This window comes from Streptococcus sanguinis, from assembly GCF_003943735.1.
GTDB lineage: Bacteria > Bacillota > Bacilli > Lactobacillales > Streptococcaceae > Streptococcus > Streptococcus sanguinis_E.
Window position 1 is genome coordinate 153,523 of record NZ_RJMV01000002.1, and the last position, 18,879, is coordinate 172,401.

Annotated in this window: 14 protein-coding genes, 1 other RNA gene and 1 pseudogene; 12 read left to right on the plus strand and 4 right to left on the minus strand. The window is 41.6% G+C overall.

The window, feature by feature from the left end:
* Positions 1–27: 27 nt before the first annotated feature.
* The 3 genes from D8877_RS03210 (at position 28) to D8877_RS03220 (ending at position 3,552) form a co-directional block, all read left to right on the plus strand.
* Positions 28–1,386 (plus strand): APC family permease, encoded by a 1,359-nt coding sequence (locus D8877_RS03210; protein ID WP_125340275.1) that lies wholly within the window; start codon positions 28–30, stop codon positions 1,384–1,386.
* Positions 1,387–1,401: 15 nt separating this feature from the next.
* Complete coding sequence (gene aguA, locus D8877_RS03215) at positions 1,402–2,514, plus strand: agmatine deiminase (RefSeq protein WP_125340276.1); 1,113 nt, start codon at positions 1,402–1,404, stop codon at positions 2,512–2,514.
* A gap of 219 nt (positions 2,515–2,733) precedes the next feature.
* On the plus strand, positions 2,734–3,552 hold the full coding sequence (locus D8877_RS03220) for an ADP-ribosylglycohydrolase family protein (protein WP_125340277.1): 819 nt from the start codon (positions 2,734–2,736) through the stop codon (positions 3,550–3,552).
* A gap of 34 nt (positions 3,553–3,586) precedes the next feature.
* Here the strand turns inward: D8877_RS03220 and D8877_RS03225 are convergent.
* The 4 genes and pseudogenes from D8877_RS03225 to gshAB all read right to left on the minus strand — a co-directional run.
* Positions 3,587–4,883: pseudogene (locus D8877_RS03225) on the minus strand (IS1182 family transposase); the annotation flags it as partial.
* A gap of 161 nt (positions 4,884–5,044) precedes the next feature.
* Positions 5,045–6,301: a toxic anion resistance protein gene (locus D8877_RS03230; protein WP_002907849.1), complete on the minus strand. Its 1,257-nt coding sequence runs from the start codon at positions 6,299–6,301 to the stop codon at positions 5,045–5,047.
* Positions 6,302–6,325: 24 nt separating this feature from the next.
* Positions 6,326–7,171, minus strand: coding sequence for a hypothetical protein (locus D8877_RS03235; protein WP_125352446.1), 846 nt, complete (start codon positions 7,169–7,171; stop codon positions 6,326–6,328).
* Between the two features lie 235 nt (positions 7,172–7,406).
* Entirely contained in the window at positions 7,407–9,659 is a 2,253-nt protein-coding gene (gene gshAB / locus D8877_RS03240) for a bifunctional glutamate--cysteine ligase GshA/glutathione synthetase GshB (RefSeq protein ID WP_185760158.1), read from the minus strand.
* Between the two features lie 297 nt (positions 9,660–9,956).
* Here gshAB and D8877_RS03245 point away from each other — a divergent pair, with 297 nt between their 5' ends.
* From D8877_RS03245 to srlE, 9 genes are all read left to right on the plus strand, one after another.
* Positions 9,957–11,249 (plus strand): adenylosuccinate synthase, encoded by a 1,293-nt coding sequence (locus tag D8877_RS03245; protein WP_125340281.1) that lies wholly within the window; start codon positions 9,957–9,959, stop codon positions 11,247–11,249.
* Positions 11,250–11,493: 244 nt separating this feature from the next.
* Positions 11,494–11,997: a tRNA adenosine(34) deaminase TadA gene (tadA, locus tag D8877_RS03255; protein ID WP_125340282.1), complete on the plus strand. Its 504-nt coding sequence runs from the start codon at positions 11,494–11,496 to the stop codon at positions 11,995–11,997.
* Positions 11,992–12,090, plus strand: an RNA gene (gene ffs, locus D8877_RS03260) — signal recognition particle sRNA small type. The genes tadA and ffs overlap by 6 nt, the downstream gene beginning before the upstream one ends.
* A gap of 487 nt (positions 12,091–12,577) precedes the next feature.
* Positions 12,578–13,927 carry a glucose-6-phosphate isomerase gene (locus D8877_RS03270; protein WP_002917809.1) on the plus strand — a complete coding sequence of 450 codons (1,350 nt, stop codon included), beginning with the start codon at positions 12,578–12,580 and terminating at the stop codon, positions 13,925–13,927.
* 184 nt (positions 13,928–14,111) lie between these two features.
* The gene (locus D8877_RS03275) at positions 14,112–14,912 is read left to right on the plus strand and encodes an SDR family oxidoreductase (RefSeq protein ID WP_002902100.1); all 801 of its coding nucleotides are present in this window, start codon (positions 14,112–14,114) and stop codon (positions 14,910–14,912) included.
* A 62-nt stretch (positions 14,913–14,974) separates the two neighbouring features.
* Positions 14,975–16,801: a BglG family transcription antiterminator gene (locus tag D8877_RS03280; protein ID WP_080980480.1), complete on the plus strand. Its 1,827-nt coding sequence runs from the start codon at positions 14,975–14,977 to the stop codon at positions 16,799–16,801.
* Entirely contained in the window at positions 16,801–17,298 is a 498-nt protein-coding gene (locus D8877_RS03285) for a transcriptional regulator GutM (protein ID WP_049547734.1), read from the plus strand. Before D8877_RS03280 ends, D8877_RS03285 begins: the two co-directional genes overlap by 1 nt.
* Positions 17,295–17,837 carry a PTS glucitol/sorbitol transporter subunit IIC gene (srlA, locus tag D8877_RS03290; protein WP_002893982.1) on the plus strand — a complete coding sequence of 181 codons (543 nt, stop codon included), beginning with the start codon at positions 17,295–17,297 and terminating at the stop codon, positions 17,835–17,837. The genes D8877_RS03285 and srlA overlap by 4 nt, the downstream gene beginning before the upstream one ends.
* Positions 17,838–17,853: 16 nt before the next feature.
* On the plus strand, positions 17,854–18,834 hold the full coding sequence (srlE, locus tag D8877_RS03295) for a PTS glucitol/sorbitol transporter subunit IIB (RefSeq protein WP_009660130.1): 981 nt from the start codon (positions 17,854–17,856) through the stop codon (positions 18,832–18,834).
* The last annotated feature ends 45 nt before the right edge of the window (positions 18,835–18,879 follow it).

Here is an 18,879-nt window from a genome sequence, read left to right on the forward strand (position 1 = left end):
ATATCTTATTTTGAAAGGGTGAAGTTGATGGAAAGCAAGAAAAAATTTAGTTTATTTAGTGCGGTCCTGTCGGTTATCTGTGTGGTATTTGTTGCAGAAGCTGCTGCTCCAGTCGCGGCTATTGGAAATTCTCAATTTTTCTGGTGGCTCTTTCTCTTATTGACGTTTCTCCTTCCCTATGGATTGATTTCTTCTGAGCTAGGAACTGCCTATATTGGAGATGGGGGGATTTATGATTGGGTAACCAAAGCATTTGGGCATCGTTGGGGATCCAGAGTTTCTTGGTATTACTGGATTAATTTCCCACTTTGGTTAGCTTCTTTAGCAGTTATGACACCTGAGCTATTGACAACCATTACAGGTATTCAGTTTTCTCTGTGGAGCAGTATTATTATAGAACTGATATTTATATGGTTGATTATCTGGATTAGCTTTTATCCGGTCAGTGATAGCATTTGGATTTTAAATGGAGCAGCTGTGATTAAGATGATTTTGGCGCTTTTGGTTGGAGGATTGGGACTTTATGTTGCCTTTACTAAAGGTATGGCTAATGAAATAACCCCGTCTTCTCTGCTTCCAAATTTTGATTTAGATAGCCTGTCTTATATCTCTGTCATTATTTTCAATCTGTTGGGCTTTGAGGTTATTTGTACTTTTGCTGGTGATATGGAAAATCCTAAAAAACAGATTCCTCAGTCTATTATTGTAGCTGGTTTAGTGATTGCAGCGATCTATATTTTCTCTGCCTTTGGTATCGGGGTTGCGATACCAGTGGATAAAATTTCAACCAGCAGCGGTATGATGGATAGTTTCAAACTGCTAGCGGGAACAAGCACAGGTTGGTTTATTATTGCAATGGCTTTCCTATTTTTGCTGACCTTGTTTGGTAACATGATTTCTTGGTCACTAGGAATCAATAATACAGCTTCCTACGCAGCAGAAAACGGAGATATGCCCAAGTTTTTTGCAAGAAGAAGCAAGGATAAAAATATGCCGATAGGTTCCGCTATTGCAAACGGCCTCGTGGCAAGTTTAGTAGTTGTGATTGCTCCGCTGTTGCCAAATCAGGATTTATTCTGGGCCTTTTTCTCACTTAATTTGGTCATGTTCCTTCTGTCTTATGTTCCGGTCTTTCCTGCTTTTTACCGTCTAAGAAAGATTGATCCAGATACCACACGGCCTTTTAAAGTGAGTGGTAATACAGGCTTTTTGAAAGTTCTGGTTGTCCTGCCTATGGTTTTAATTATTATTTCCTTGATTTTCACAGCTCTACCATTAGCATTTGATGCTGAGACATTGGCAGCGAAACTTCCTGTTACTATTGGTTCTCTTATCTTTATTGGTATCGGTGAGCTGATTATTATCGTCAAAAAAATAAAAGATTAGAAATGAGGTAGAAAAATGGCAAAACGGATTATGAATTCAACTCCTAAGCAAGACGGCTTTCGGATGCCAGGAGAATTTGAAGAGCAAAAGCAAATTTGGATGTTATGGCCTTGGCGTAACGATAACTGGCGCTTAGGTGCAAAACCAGCTCAGCAGGCTTTTCTTCAAGTAGCGAAGGCTATTAGTGACTTTGAGCAGGTCTCTCTCTGTGTGCCTCCAACTCAGTATGAGAATGCTCTGGCGCGCGTGTCAGCTTTAGATACAGATAATATACGTGTTATTGAAATGACCAATGATGATTCTTGGATTCGGGATTGCGGCCCAACTTTTTTAGTCAATGATAAAGGGGACCTTCGAGCAGTAGACTGGGAATTCAATGCATGGGGTGGTCTGGTTGATGGGCTTTATTTCCCTTGGGATCAGGATGCTTTGGTGGCTCGCAAGGTTTGCGAAATAGAAGGAGTAGACTCTTATAAAACGAAGGATTTTGTATTGGAGGGCGGTTCTATCCATGTTGACGGAGAAGGAACGGTCTTGGTTACAGAGATGTGCCTGCTACACCCTAGCCGAAACCCTCACTTGACTAAGGCAGAAATCGAAGAAAATCTCAAATCCTATCTCAACGCTGAGAAAGTGATTTGGGTTAAAGATGGAATTGATCCTTATGAAACAAATGGGCATATTGATGATGTAGCTTGTTTCGTTAGACCAGGAGAAGTGGCTTGTATCTATACAGAAGACGAAAGTCATCCTTTCTACAAAGAAGCTCAGGCAGCTTATCAATTTCTATCTGAACAGGTAGATGCTAAAGGAAGAAAATTAAAAGTTCATAAGCTATGTGTTACCAAAAAACCTTGTTATCTTCAGGCAGCAGCCAGCATTGATTATGCAGAAGGCAGCATCCCTCGGGAAGAGGGAGAAATCGCTATAGCTTCTTATCTGAATTTCTTAATTGTTAATGGAGCTATTATTTTACCGCAGTATGGTGATGAAAATGATGCTTTGGCTGTAGAGCAGGTTCAGGCTATGTTCCCTGACAGAAAAATTGTTGGAGTAGAGACCACAGAAATTGCTTATGGTGGTGGCAATATACACTGTATTACACAGCAGCAGCCAGCGGTGATTTAATGATGCCTTACTGATAGTATATATAAGTGTTTGATAAGAAAAATCAAAGCTACTATCTCCTTTTTAGTAGTTGTTTCTAGCATTCTTGAGGTTTGAAAAAGTTAGAAACTGTAATACATGAATTACTTAGGCTATTTCTCACGAAAAAAGACTGGAGATTATCTCCGGTCTCTTTTATGCTGGCACCAAAAATAGTATAATAAAACAAAGGAGGCTAGCATGAACCAATCTTTGAAAGCGGCAGTCTATGGTTTGGCGGTAGCTGATGCATTAGGCGTTCCGTATGAATTTTTAACCCGAGGCAGTTTTAAAGCGATTGAGATGGTGGGTTTTGGCAGCCATCAGCAACCAGCTGGCACTTGGTCAGATGATACCAGCCTTGTTTTGGCGACCTGTGATTCTATCAGGGTAAAAGGTAAGATTGACCCTGTCGATATGCAGCAGAGGTTTAAAAATTGGCTCTTCGAGGGAGCCTACACGCCAGATGGTTTGACCTTCGATGTAGGAAATGCGACTCGCGAAGCTTTGACAAGGGGACACGGTCTGTCTGATGAATATTCCAATGGAAATGGTTCTTTGATGCGGATTCTGCCTCTTGCCTTTACGGAAGCCAGTCCGTCTGATATTGAAGCTGTTTCTAGTATTACACATGCTCATGCGACTTCCGTAGAGGCCTGCCTGCTTTATGTGACCATTGCTCGTAGGCTCTTAAAAGGCCGGCAACTATCAGAAATATTATCAGGCTTAGAGACTAGTACAACCTATGCTCGTTTGCAAACTTTAGAAGATCTGACCGAAGATGACATTCGCTCTATTGGCTATGTGGTGGATACCTTGGAAGCAGCACTGTGGTGTCTGCTGACTAGCACTTCTTATCCGGAAACTGTCCTGAAAGCTGTTAATTTGGGCGATGACACTGATACAGTAGCAGCAGTTGCTGGCGGTCTGGCTGGCATCATCTATGGTTTGGAAGGGATTCCTGATAACTGGCTAGCCCAGCTGCGTAATAAAGAACTGTTGGAAAGCTGCTTGTTTTAAAGAGATAATCGGAAGAAAGGACTGTATTGATCATTTAAAAAGTAAAACAGTAAAAGAGCCACTTAGGCTCTTTCAGACCGAAGACAAACATTCCAAATGGTATTTGTCTTTTTCTGTTTGTCAGGCTAATATTTCATCTTTTGATAGAATAATGGTCATTTGAACAAAATAAAAAGGCTTGTCCACCCTCATTTTTACTAGTTTTTTAAGATTCAAACACGCCAAAGTAAGCCCAACCTTATCTTCTATCTTGGACTTGCCTTTCTCTCTTGTATAACGGAGGTTGTGGTATTCTTTGGCTGTCCCAAAGAGCCGCTCGATGGTTTCTTTGCGCTTCTTATAGAGCTCCTTCATCCCTCTTTGATGTCGAATCTCTTCACAAAATTCAAGGTCGTCTTTCCATACATGTCTTGTGATGACTTTCTGCTGATTCTGGCTCTGAGTACAAACGGATAATAGGGGACAAGCGACACATACTTTTGGGTTACTCTTATACTCACGGTAGCCTGCTCGGGTCGTCGTGCAATAGGCTAATACTTGGTTCTCTGGACAGAGGTAACAGTCATAGAAAGCATCATAAACAAAATCACCGGGTCTTAAGTTCCCCCTTACTCCCTTGGGGCGGGTATAGGGGAAGACAGGGATGATGTTTCGCTGTAATAAATAATGGGCAATGGCTGGGGTCTTATAGCCTGAGTCCGCAATAATGTAACGTGGGGAGAAAGCTTCTAACTTTGAAAAAAGGGCAGGGAAAGCCTGACTGTCATGAACATTTCCTGCTTCAACACTATAAGCCAAGGCCCAGCCATGCTTATCACACGCTACTTGGGCAGAATAGGCAAATACTTCCTTGTGTTGACCCTTGTGGAACCACCCACTCTCAGGATCTGTCGTTGAGATTTTCTTTTCTTTAGCCTCGCTTCCTTTTGCGTGCTTTAAGGACTTTTTTCGTGTTTTCTCCTATCTACATCAATCTCAACTTCCAATTGCTCCCTCATAAATTTAGCTTGTTGGGCAACCATTTCCTTATGATACTTGTGACTGTTAGCTGCCGCTTTGATAGGGGTACCATCCACAAATATTTCCGAAGGATCCATTAGACCAGCACATAAAGCTTGATGGAGTACTTGTGAAAATATCTCCGTAATCAGTGCTTTATCTTGAAAGCGACGGCTGTAATTCTTTCCATATGTGGTAAAATGAGGCACCTTGTCATCCAAGCTTAGTCCAAGAAACCAACGATAAGCTACGTTTACTTCAATGTCTTTAATGGTTTGGCGCATAGAGCGAATGCCATAAAAACATTGAATCAAGGGAATTTTGACTAACATGTTGGCAGCGATGATAATCTGGTTTTTCTTTGTGAAACATAACTTGCACCTCACAACTTCTCTTACCTCTATGATACTACTTTACAAAAAGAAAAGCCCTTAGAAAATTGTGTGCTAAGGACTTTGTCTTCAATCTGAAAGAGCCACTTAGGCTCTTTTACTTATTCTGTAGTTAATTCTTTCTGGGCTTCCTTGCCTTGGTCCAACAGGGCTTGGATAATCTTTTGATCACGTAGTTTGACAGAGTTGTTGATGGTCTCTGCAGACTGGATAACAGTAGCTTCTAGCAGAGCGCGTTTTTCCCGCCCTTTATCAATAGCTTCGATAATGCCTTGGTTTTGTGCGACAAGGCTTTCTGCCAGCTTAGTGACAGACTCAACAGCGATAGTAGGACTTTGAGAAATCCGCTCCAGCTGAGGAATGACTTCCTTGCTCGTTTCGGCGAGCATTTGCAGGGCAGCGTTATTCGCATTAGAAATGGCGTCAGCTACCTGACCAGACTTCATGGATTGCTGGAGAATGCCTAACTGGGCGATAGACAGTTTCATAGTTGGAATGGTATTGCGACGGAGCATTCCAAGTTTTTGGCGCATATCAGAGGAAACCTTGACCAGATTACGCATCTGAGGCGTTGTCGCCCAAGCTACATAGAGACGGCTGACATATTCAGTATGTTGCTGCTCTAGGGTATTGACCACCTCTGTCATTCGGGCTAATTCTTGCGATTTGACTTGGTAGTCAACGGTTGTCATATCTAACTGAGCAACTTCAGCCTGCAGTTTGAGCGCTCGATTGCCAGATTCTTGCTGAGCAGCTTCGATAAAGGAAATAACTCCGACTAGGTTTTCAATCGATTTGGTATTGTCCTCAATCAGCATTTCAGCAGAAACAATATTGCGAGCCAGAACATCTTCTTGTTTGACGACTGTTGCAGCCATGCCGTCCATTTTCTGCTCAATATTTTGTGAGTCAAAATAGAATTCTTGAAGAGTGTTTTTGCTCTGTTTGAAGAGTTTTTCCAGGAAATTAGGCTTTTTGTCCAGTTCTGCTACTTGAGCATCCTTGTATTTTGCAACAAAGCCATTGAGTTCTTTGTTAGTGTTTTTTAAGAGCTCATCTACCTGGGGAATTTGTAATTTTTTCTGCTCGGCTAAGATACGATTGACAGTACCGTTGACCTCTTCTACAGCAGATTGACCAAAGTCCAGCAAGGCATTTTGGTCTGATACGAAATTATCCACCAGCTGTGGAGCTTTAGCCGTAATAGCACTCTGTTGCTCAGGAGTCAGTTTTTCCAGAAAAGTTAGCTGGCCATTTTCTTGAGTCGTATTGGCTTCGATGATTTCTGTTGTTTTGTCGCTTTTGCTGATGGCATTGTTAGCAATTTTATCAATGTCAAAATTAAATTCTTGGCTCATAGTTTCTCCTTTGGTTTATCTAGCTTAAAAGCCGGTGTCTGTGTGCTTTTCTTTATCTAAGATACGCAGGCTAATGTCAAAGTCCCTCAAATCAGCTTCATTTAACTGGCGCAGCGCTTCGTCTAGGTCCAAGTCAAACTGCTTGATGGCTGCTTTGGCCTTGGCTAGCCGCTCCTCTGCATTGTAAAAATCTTTGGGAGAAGCTTTGATTTTGAGGTAGCCTTCTAAAATATCTTCGTAGTGCTCCATCTGGGACTGATGAATGGCAGTCAGCTCTTCCTTATTGTTGCTTTCGGATTGGGAGATTTTTTGAAGAATGGCCTCATGGTCAATCTGAATATTGCGAACCGTAGCGACCAATTCTGGGGCTAGCTCTTCTAGACTAGTTTTCTTAGGCTGCGCTTCTTTTCGTTTTTTCTCTCGTTCAATCTTTTTCAGTTGTTCATCGATTTCATCGGCGACAGTACGAATTTTAGTCTGGATTCGCTGATAGACAGAAGTGGGAATTTCTCCACGTAGATCGTTAGCAGCATTTTTGATATAGGTTAGCTGGGGAAGAATTTCTAAGGCTAAATTCTGATAGCTTTCTTGGTCCCCATCTTCTTGGTAGCCTTCCAATTCTTTAATGCGGCGGTCAGCATGACCAATTTCTGATTTCAGATCTTCAATACGGCCAATGCTGGCTTGCTTTGCTTCAATCCGAACTTTTTTCTGGCTTTGGTGGCGATAGATTCCGTAGCCAATAGCTCCCAGAATAGCTATGGGAATTAGATAGCTGGCTACAGCTCCAGAACCAAATACAAATACAAGTATCCAAATCCAGCTAAACCATTCTGGTTGCTGGTTGGAATCATCATTTCTCCTCGACATGGACGTTTCTCTTTCTTCTCAATGTGATATCTCTATTTTAACATAAAAGCTGGTTTTTGAAGGATAAAGATTGAAATGATTTTATATATTGAGACCATTTTTTATATTTGCTTAATTCAAAAAGACATTTGATTCCTATCAATAAAGCAAGCGTCATTTCTAAAACGAAAGTTTCTTCGTTTCTCTCAAGTATTCAAACAAAAATCGCAGGGCATACCCTGCGATTCGTGTTTTATCAATCCATTTCTGGGAAAAGTTTGGCCAGTATTTTAGGTGTGATGCTTTGTCCCGGCCCCTCAGCGCAATAGGTGTGCATATACATAGAGGGGTTGAAGTTTAGCTCGATGCAGGTACAGTTGGGATTTTCCTTTGTGGAAATAGCAGAGCTGTCAGGGATAATCAGGTCAACGCCACAAGCCCAAGCTCCCATAGCCTTTGCCATGTCCGCAGCGAGTTCCTTATAAGATGGGTGCATGCTGTCTGTGACATCAATCGAGTCTCCACCGGTAGAAATATTGGAATTGCGCCGCAAGTCAACTTTGACTCCAGCAGGCAGGATATCGTCGGGTCCATAACCTTGCTGGTCTAACATGAGCAGTTCAATGTCCCCCAGTTCAATGATTTCGAGTGGTGATCGATGATCTCGACCCCGCAGGGGATTGTCATTTTTGATGGCAACCAATTCTCTCACGGTATGCTGACCGTCTCCTACGACATTGGCTGCTACTCGCAAGAGGACTGCCTCACACTGACCGTCTAAGACAAAGAAGCGGTACTCCGTTCCAGCGATAAATTCTTCGACTAAGACAGCAGCGTCTTCTGAAAAGGCAATCTCTAAAGCCTTGCGATAAGATTCCAGGCTAGCTGGTTCTTGGAAGATGGAGATGCCTAGTCCGAAGTTGGTTGACTTGGGTTTGACGACAATTTGATGATCCTTAATCAAAGGGTAATAGGCCAGTCCCTCTTCAAGAGAAGAAAATTCTGCTCCAGCTGGAACGGGAAAGTCAGCTGCAGCCAAAATCTTTTTGGTGACTGTTTTATTGGCCATGGCCAGAGGGATGACATAGTTATCCTTGGAGGTCATATTGCCGTTCTTGACATATTCCACATGGTGACCATGCCAAAGCTTGAGAAATTGGTCATTTTCATCTAAAATTTCAAAGTTTAGACCTCTTTGTATGGCATCAAAGAGTAGCATTTGAGTAGATAATTCCATATTCTCGTAGCCTTTGAGAGCATAAGGAGCCGTCCAAGCATAGCGGTGATATTCCTCTGCTTTTTCTAGTCCAAAGGCCATTAAGGAATCCTGCTGGATATGAGGCAGGAGTTGACCAGATAGGGTTGGCTGAGGATTTAGTAGTGCCTCCTTAAGCTGCTCAAGCAAGCTTTGGTAGTAAGTTGGCAGTTCAAAATGCTGGATGAGCTCTTCCATGGCTTGGAGAAGTGCTGAGCTGTCTGCCTCTTCTGGCAGGGCAGTCAGCGGGTGGCTACAAGCAATCTTTTGGTTCAAGTCGTGGGCAGCTTTTAATGCCGTATCAACATTTTCTACATCATCTAGCCAGAGCAGGCTCAGTAAAAAGAGATGGACAGTATCTAAGGTCTCTTGGCTAATACCTAAATGGTCAAAAGGATTGAGATCGAAGCAGCGGAATTCCAGATAAGTGATCCCTTGCTCCAGATAGGCGCGATTGTGCTTCTGTCCACGGAAGCGAACGGCTGAGTAAAATTCTTTTTCAGCGCTGAGCTCGCCTGACTGAACGTAGTTTTCAATATCAGTTATATATTGTTCCAAAGAAGCGTAGGATACCTGAATATTCTCGTCATTGACATAGCCATAGTCGCTGTTACGAAAAGAGCGGATAGGCTGGGAAATTTCCTGACTGTAGAAACCGGCTTCTGCCCAAGGGGCAGCCCCGTAGAGATAGGTTAAAATCCAGCGGAAACGCAGAAAGTTTCGAGCCAGCTTGAGATAGAGGTCATTTTTAAAGTCCTTGAGTGAATGGTAGGAGCTGACTTGAAAGAGAGAAGTGACCAGATCTTTTCCTAGCTCCATGTTGTAGTGGATGCCAGAGATGGCCTGTAGTTTTTTGCCATATTTTTTCGCTAAACCCTCTCGGTAGTGGCGTTCGTAGTCGTTTTCCAAACGGGCGATGACAATCTCTTCTTCAGTCAGCTGCGGTGGCATGGACAGGGGCCACAGGCGTTCACTCTGGTCAATCGAGCGGCCAGCCACATCGCTGATAGCTCCCAGCAAGCGTCGTGCTTCCTTAGTCGAGTGAGCGATAGGTGTAATTAGTTCCAGTTGTTGCTCGCTGAAGTCTGTTTGGATGGTCGGGTGGAAATTGCGGGAACCCAGCTGACTCGGATGGGCAGTTTGAGCTAAGTGTCCGTCAGTTGTTACCCGCAGATTTTCTCTCTCCAGACCAAAGGTCGCTTGGAGAATGGGGCTTGCTGTATCCAGTTTCTGCAATAATTGATTAATCGTCATCATTTCACCGTCCTATGGTAGTAATTTTAGTCTATTACAAACAGAAAAAGAAAACAAATTTCCGCTACGATTTTACAAAAATTCCGAACTTTTATTTTTAATAAACTAACAAATTTCAGAAAATACAGATTTTTTGAAAATTTAATTCGTTTTCAAAAGGGAAAAAGCAAATCAAGAATGGATCCCACCTTGAAAAATTGTTAAATTTTTCATATAATGAGGTATAAAACATAATCGCAGGTGAGATTCCTGCCTGCTTTTCAAGAAAGGAAGAGCTGCTTCAGCTCAGACAGAATTATGACATCAGTAGTTGTTGTAGGAACCCAGTGGGGAGATGAAGGAAAAGGGAAGATTACAGACTTCCTTTCAGCCAATGCCGAAGTGATTGCCCGCTATCAGGGTGGTGACAATGCCGGCCACACTATCGTGATTGACGGCAAGAAGTACAAACTGCACCTGATTCCGTCAGGGATTTTTTTCCCAGAAAAAGTCTCTGTCATTGGAAATGGAATGGTGGTCAATCCTAAATCTCTGGTCAAAGAATTGAACTACCTGCATGAAGAGGGTGTGACGACGGATAACCTTCGTATCTCTGATCGAGCGCATGTCATCCTGCCTTACCATATCGAGCTGGATCGCCTGCAGGAAGAAGCAAAAGGTGAAAATAAAATCGGGACGACAATCAAGGGAATCGGTCCTGCCTATATGGACAAGGCTGCTCGTGTCGGTATCCGCATCGCTGACCTTTTGGATAAAGATATTTTTAGAGAGCGCTTGGAGCGGAATCTAGCTGAGAAGAACCGCCTCTTTGAGAAATTGTACGATAGTACAGCAATCAGCTTTGATGATATTTTTGAAGAATACTATGAATATGGACAGCAAATCAAGCAGTATGTGACGGACACTTCTGTTATCCTCAACGATGCGCTGGATCAAGGGAAACGAGTGCTCTTTGAAGGAGCTCAAGGGGTCATGCTGGATATTGATCAAGGTACTTATCCCTTTGTAACTTCTTCTAATCCAGTTGCAGGGGGAGTCACCATCGGTTCCGGTGTTGGTCCGAGCAAAATTGACAAGGTAGTTGGTGTCTGCAAGGCCTACACAAGTCGGGTCGGAGATGGGCCATTCCCAACAGAGCTTTTCGATGAAGTAGGTGACCGCATTCGTGATATCGGCCACGAATATGGGACTACCACTGGCCGTCCGCGTCGGGTAGGCTGGTTTGACTCTGTTGTCATGCGTCATAGTCGTCGTGTGTCTGGGATTACCAATCTTTCGCTTAACTCCATCGATGTCTTGAGCGGTCTGGATACAGTGAAAATCTGTGTAGCCTATGACTTGGATGGTCAGCGAATTGACCATTACCCAGCTAGTCTGGAACAGCTCAAGCGTTGCAAGCCGATTTACGAAGAGCTGCCAGGCTGGTCAGAGGACATCACCGGTGTCCGCAGTCTGGAAGACTTGCCAGAAAATGCCCGCAACTATGTTCGCCGAGTGAGTGAGCTGGTTGGTGTTCGCATTTCTACCTTCTCGGTCGGTCCTGGCCGCGAGCAGACCAATATCTTGGAAAGCGTCTGGTCTAATTTATAAAAAAGTCAGCACAAGGAAATTGCTTCTTGTGCTTTTTTGCAAGAAAATTTCATCTTAAGATTCATTTAAGATATATATTTTATACTAACAGCGTAAACAAAGACCTCCTAACTTTGTTTAAAAATCCTAAACTTTTTTCATAATAATCTCCTGAAAGTCACCCCAGTGGTGGCTTTTATTTTTTTTGAGAAGTGCAGCAGGCTTGTGGTATAATGAGATAGATGACTATAGTTTTAGAAAGACAATGATGAATTATACGATTGAAGAAAAAGAAGCATTTATGAAGGAAGCTTTGAAGGAGGCGGAGATTGCCCTAGCTCATGATGAAATTCCCATCGGCTGTGTCTTGGTTAAGGAGGGGAAGATTATCGGCCGCGGTCACAATGCACGTGAGGAGCTGCAGCGGGCTATTATGCATGCGGAAATTATGGCTATTGAAGAGGCGAATCGGCACGAAAATAGCTGGCGCTTGCTGGATACAACGCTTTTTGTGACCATTGAGCCATGTGTCATGTGCAGCGGAGCAATCGGTCTAGCGCGCATTCCTCACGTTGTCTATGGAGCAGCAAATCAAAAGTTTGGAGCAGCTGGCAGCCTTTATGATATTCTGACGGATGAGCGCCTGAATCATCGAGTAGAAGTGGAGGCAGGTGTTCTCCAAGAAGAGTGTGCTCAAATCATGCAGGAATTTTTCAGACAGAGAAGAAAAAATAAAATTAGCCAAAATCAAAAGTTTGTGTTATACTAATTAACGGAGCAACAGTTTTGCGTGAAGCGGGTCAGGGGAGGAATCCAGCAGCCCTAAGCGATGTAAGCTGTGTGCTCTTTTCTATTGCTCTTAATGAATCAAGCCTGAAAGGCGCAGATGAATCTTAGAGCAATGGATGCAGTTTTTCCCATAAGGGAAAAATCTGTAAACCTTATAAAGATTCTCAACGAATCAACTCCGAAGGAGGAAGATGAGTTTAGAGACATTGACGCAGTTTAGGCAAAGCGAGAACTAGGTTCCAATGTTGAATGAATCAAGCCTGAAAGGCGCAGATGAATATTGGAGCAGTGAATCTAGTTCGAATGGACCTGAAATGAATTCAGCTGACATTCAATCTTAAGAAGCATATTGGCTTTCTTGTCAATCAAAATTATTCTTCTTTAATAGGCCTAAAATTTGTTGACTTACGCAAACGATTGCTCTCAGTTATATCCTAGGATTAGCTTATTTAGAAAAATAGTATAGAATAAAAAATGTAAACGTTTTAAAATAGTAAAAGCACTTGCTTATTTTTTCTTAAAGCGTTATCATAAAAGAAAAGAACAATTGGAGGATAAACATGACACATATTAAATTTGACTATTCAAAGGTACTGGATAAGTTTGTAGCACCACATGAATTAGATTATATGCAGCCTCAAGTGACTGCAGCAGATAATGCTCTACGAAACGGAACAGGTCCTGGAGCAGAAATGACAGGCTGGTTGAATTTGCCTGAAGAATATGATAAAGATGAATTTGCTCGTATTCAAAAGGCGGCTGCTAAAATCCAATCTGATAGTGAAGTGTTAATCGTCATCGGTATTGGAGGATCTTATTTAGGGGCACGTGCAGCTATTGATTTCTTGAATAATTCATTTGTAAACTTGCAAAGCAAAGAAGAACGCAAGGCACCTCAGATCCTCTATGCTGGAAACTCTATCTCTTCAAGCTATTTGGCTGATTTGGTAGACTATGTATCAGACAAGGATTTCTCTGTCAACGTTATTTCTAAGTCAGGAACAACTACAGAGCCTGCTATTGCTTTCCGTGTCTTCAAAGAACTCTTGGTTAAGAAGTATGGTCAGGAAGAAGCAAATAAACGGATTTATGCAACTACAGACCGCGCTAAAGGTGCAGTTAAGGTTGAAGCAGATGCTAATGGCTGGGATACTTTTGTAGTGCCTGATAGTGTTGGTGGTCGTTTTACAGTATTGACAGCAGTGGGACTCTTGCCAATCGCAGCTGCAGGGGCTGATATCAGCAAGTTGATGGAAGGAGCAAATGCTGCTCGCAAGGCTTATGCTTCTGATAAGTTGGCTGAAAATGAAGCATATCAATATGCAGTTGTACGCAATATCTTGTACCGTAAAGGTTATTTGACAGAAGTTCTAGCTAACTACGAACCATCTTTGCAATACTTCTCAGAATGGTGGAAGCAACTGGCTGGTGAGTCAGAAGGTAAAGACCAAAAAGGTATCTACCCAACTTCAGCCAACTTCTCAACAGACCTGCACTCTTTGGGGCAATTTATTCAAGAAGGAACTCGTATCCTCTTTGAAACAGTTATTCGTGTAGATAAGCCTCGCAAAAATGTGTTGATTCCTGAATTAGCAGAAGACTTGGATGGCCTTGGCTATCTGCAAGGAAAAGATGTTGACTTTGTCAATAAGAAAGCAACAGATGGAGTGCTGTTAGCTCACACAGACGGCGGAGTGCCAAATATGTTTGTGACCCTGCCTGAGCAAGATGAGTTCACTTTGGGCTATACTATTTACTTCTTTGAGTTAGCTATTGCTCTTTCTGGCTACCTGAATGGTATCAATCCATTTGACCAGCCAGGAGTTGAGGCTTATAAGAAAAACATGTTTGCTCTTCTTGGGAAACCAGGCTTTGAAGAGCTGGGGGCTGAGTTGAATGCACGTCTTTGATTCTCATATGCTTTGAGTTCATTTAGAATATAAAAAGATCCACAAGTTCATTTCTTGTGGATTTTTTAGTACAAGCCTCTTAATTAGTTTATTATTTTTTTGAACAGTGTAAAAAAGAGTGTCTTAATTCTTTTATGAAAGCGCTGTATAATTGCCTTGTAAATAAAATTTGAGAGGTATCAAAATGAATGATTGGTTAGACATTAAAGGCAAAACAGTTCTTGTGACGGGTGCGTCATCTGGGATCGGTAAGGCAATCGTCGAAGAATTGTTGGAATTAGGAGTCAATGTAGCGAATTTTGATCTTAGCGACAACGATTTGCGTCACCCGAACCTATTATTTGTAAAAGTTGATGTAACTTCTCGCTCTGAAGTAGAAGAGGGTGTTGCCAAAATAGTGGAAAGATTTGGCAATATTGATGCGGTAGTCAATAATGCGGGGATTAATGTCCCTAGATTATTAATCGATGCAGAAAATCCTAAAGGTCCTTACGAGTTGGACGATGAGACGTTCGAAAAAGTAACAATGATTAATCAAAAAGGTTTGTATCTGGTTAGTCAGGCAGTAGGACGTATTTTAGTGAAAAATGGAAAAGGTGTAATTGTGAACATGGCTTCAGAAGCAGGCTTGGAAGGTTCTGAAGGACAAAGTGCCTATGCTGCAACGAAAGCGGCAGTCTATAGTTACACTCGTTCATGGGCGAAAGAGCTTGGTAAACATGGTGTACGTGTGGTTGGAATTGCTCCAGGAATTATGGAAGCTACGGGTCTTCGAACTCTTTCTTACGAGGAAGCTCTTGCTTATACCCGTGGAAAGACGGTAGAAGATATTCGAGCTGGTTATGCTTCAACTTCAACGACTCCATTGGGACGGAGTGGGAAACTACGGGAAGTAGCTGATCTTGTAGCGTTCTATATTTCAGACCGTTCTAGCTATATAACAGGTGTCACTACAAATATTGCCGGAGGTAAAACTCGCGGTTAAAACAATGAAGGTAGGGAAGAGAGTTGACCTTAGTAAATCGGTGGTATAATATTTTAGATAAAATGGTCTCGCAGCCAACTTATTCCTTGTTAGATATGCGCTCAGAACTGGATATTAGCTTGCAAACCTTGCAAAAGAGTATCCAACAATTAAATGATGTTTTGGCTCCTAATATCCAGATTATCGCACAAGATGATCAGTTAATGTTAGAAGTGTATGACTATACAGAGTTGGAAAGGATTTTATCTGGTAGTTTAAAACAGGAGAGTGACTTCAATTCTTCCAGTAAAAGAATTGCCTATTTGCTAAAACGTTTAATTGAGTCAACCTCCCCTCTTCTTATTGACGACTTGGCTGAGGAAGTAGGTGTTAGTAGAAGTACCCTTAATAAGGATTTAAAACAAGTAAAATCTTTGGCAGAGAGTTACTCTATCACTATTTCAGGAAAGCCCAACCGTGGGCTGGAGGTCTTGGGGAGCGAGCTGAATTTGCGCTTGCTATATATTCACCAAGTGGCTCCTTACTTTGAAGGAAGGACACTCACTGAGGCAACATCTTCTTTTCTGGAGACGCTAGTTCAGGACTATAAAATCCCTAAAGAAACACAGGAACTCCTTCGAAAGACCATTTCAATTATGGTGGAGCGTATTCATACATCTAGAGTGTTGAATTGTCCTATTCCTTACTATAGGAATGATTTAACAGAGACACCTTTAGCTGAGAAATTAATCTATCATATTGAAATGACTTATAAGATTTCCCTCAGTCAGTTTGAGATAGACTTTTTGTGTTTTCCGTTTAATGTCCGTTTTATTGACACTTTAAGCAAGACATCTTATCAATCTGAACAGCTTGCAAAGATTTTTCAAGGGATTGTCAAGAAAGTCAAAGAAACAATGTTGGTTCACTTTGATGATGAAGAATTATTTGAAGAAATCAAATCTCATCTAGGCCCCTTAATCAATCGACTGATTTTCCATGTGCAAGCTAATGATATATTTCATGGCGAGGTTCAAACTCAATATCCTTTTGCTTTTGAAATGGCAAAAATAGCTGGAGAAGAACTATCTGCAATTTTTGGTTCTGAATTGGAATTATCTGAAATTGGATATCTGGCTTTGTATTTTGAAATGATTTTAAGAAAGCAAAATTCTGCTGTTAAGGGTTCTCGCAAGCAGATAGCTGTAGTTTGCACAACAGGAAGAGGAACTGCTGCGATGATTATTCAGCAACTCAGACGAGTCCTTGGAAATGATGTAGACATTACTCAGTATTCCGAAGAGGATTTTAATGTGGATTTAAATCAGGACTATTTCGCGATTTTTACGACAGTTCCTCTAAAATATAAAGATTCTAAATCTCCAGTCATTCAAGTTAATCATCTTTTTGATGATCAATGGCTGCAGGAAGAATGGCAGAGGGCCAATGCTTTTCATCAAAAAAATCTAGAAACAGTCAGCTTACGTTTTCTTCGGTTGAGCCCCCAAAAAACCTATCAGCAATACTTGCTAAATATGGTTGCAGAGTTAGAGAAACTTCAGATGATTGATGAAGGTTTTAGAAATCGGATAATTGATAGGGAGAAAAAGCAATCAACCATTTTTGGTGGAGGAATTGCCTTCCCCCATACAATTAACCAGGGTTATGCAAAGACTATTTTAATGTTTGGAAAACTAGAAGAGCCTTATCAAAAAGGAGATGAATGGATTGAATTTATCTTTCTAGTCGCCATACCCTCAGAAATCGAAAGAAAAATGGAAAGTGAATTGCTGGAATTGTATGACGACATTTTTCGAATTGCAGGAGAGCCTTCTCTAAAAGAAGCATTGAGGGCTGTAGAAACAGAGACAGAGTTTCTATCATTTTCTAAGAGCAAAGGAGTATTTTAATGAATTCGCTAATAATTTTCGCTGTATTTGTCATGGCAGCTTATATATTTCAAATATTCCTCGGCTGGCAGCAACTCAAAGACTTCAATAAGACCTATACGATGCTCCGAAAACTGGGGCGCGTAGCGATTGGCAGGAAGTCCGGAAGAATAAAATCCGGTACGATTGTCATGTTCGCGGTTGATGAAAACGGTCGGGTTCTTAAAGCTAGCAAAATGCAAGGAGTCACAATCTTAGCGCGTTTTCAAAATATGGACGATTATGTTGGAGAAGACATCCATTATTTTGACAAGTATAATCCTCTTGTGAGAAAAGAAAATAAGTTGATGCAATCAGCCATAGAAGATGCTAGAAAAGTCTATCTTTGGCATGAGGCAGGTATTGAGAAAGAGACAAGTTCATCTGATTCTTTTCTGGGATTCGGCTTTTATGCGAATTACTTACAATTATCTATTAAACAGTTATTTAAAAAAAATAAGAAAAGGAGTTCCTTATGAATCACATTACAAAATTTGCAGAGAGTTTTATGAAACTCTTCCAATTAGGTGGAGAAACCTTTATTAGCTGGATGACAAATATTGTACCGCTTGTCTTAATGCTATTGATTGCAATGAATACCCTTATCGCTTTCTTGGGAGAAGAAAAGGTCAATTCCTTGGCTAAGATTTCTGCCAAAAATCCTGTTAGCCGTTATATGATTTTACCTTTCATTTCAGCCTTTATGCTGGGGAATCCGATGGCGATCAGTATGGGACGCTTCTTGCCAGAATATTATAAACCTAGTTTTGTAGCAGCTCAGATGCAGTTCTGCCATACTTCAAATGGTGTATTCCCACATATCAATCCTGGGGAATTGTTTGTATGGATGGGAATTGCGACAGGAATTCAAACTTTAGGTTTAAGTCAGATGGACCTGGCAATCCGTTACATGCTTGTAGGAATTATCATGAACTTTGTTGGTGGATGGGTAACAGATTTTACGACTGCCTATGTTGCAAAACAGCAAGGTGTTACCTTGAGTAAAACATTTGATTGATAGAAAGAGTGAAATTATGTCATATAAGAGTATAAAAGTTGTTAAAGGAAATGGTGGTTTCGGAGGCCCTTTGGTCATTACACCTAGTGAGGCTAAGCATAAATTTATCTATATCACTGGCGGCGGAGAAAAGCCAGATATTGTAGATAAAATTGCTGATTTGACCGGTATGGAAGCTGTTAACGGGTTTAAAACTTCTATCCCTGATGAGGAAATTGCTTTAGCAATCGTGGATTGCGGCGGTACTCTTCGCTGCGGTATTTATCCTAAAAAGGGGATCCCTACAATCAATATTGTCGCTACAGGGAAAAGTGGCCCTCTAGCACAATATATCACCGAGGAAATCTATGTGTCAGCAGTTGGCCTTAATCAAATTTCTGCTGCTAATGAAGACGAAAAAGCGACAACTGTGGTAACAGAAAAGCCAACTTACGATACTAGTAAAAAAATTACAGAGCAAAAAGCTGAAACAAGTATTGTAGCAAGAATTGGGATGGGCGCTGGGAAGGTCGTTGCGACTTTCAACCAGGCTGCTCGTGAAGCCATCCAAACAATGCTCAACACAATCATTCCTTTCATGGCCTTTGTTTCCTTGCTGATTGGGGTTATTCAAGGTTCAGGTGTTGGAAATTGGCTGGCAAAATTAATGGTTCCCCTAGCGGGGAACATCTGGGGACTCATTTTGATTGGCTTTATCTGTTCCTTGCCATTCCTATCTCCTTTGTTAGGCCCCGGAGCTGTTATCAGTCAGATTATCGGAACCTTAATTGGAGTCGAAATCGGAAAAGGGAATATTCCGCCCCAAATGGCTCTGCCAGCTATATTTGCTATCAACACTCAAAACGGTTGTGATTTCATTCCTGTAGCACTCGGTCTATCTGAAGCCAAGTCTGAAACAGTTGAGGTTGGTGTCCCTTCTGTGCTTTATTCACGCTTTCTCAATGGTGTTCCGCGGGTGCTAGTAGCTTGGATAGCTAGTATTGGTCTTTATCAATAGACCTTTGATAGATGCACGTAAACAGAGCAACTATTATGTTAAACT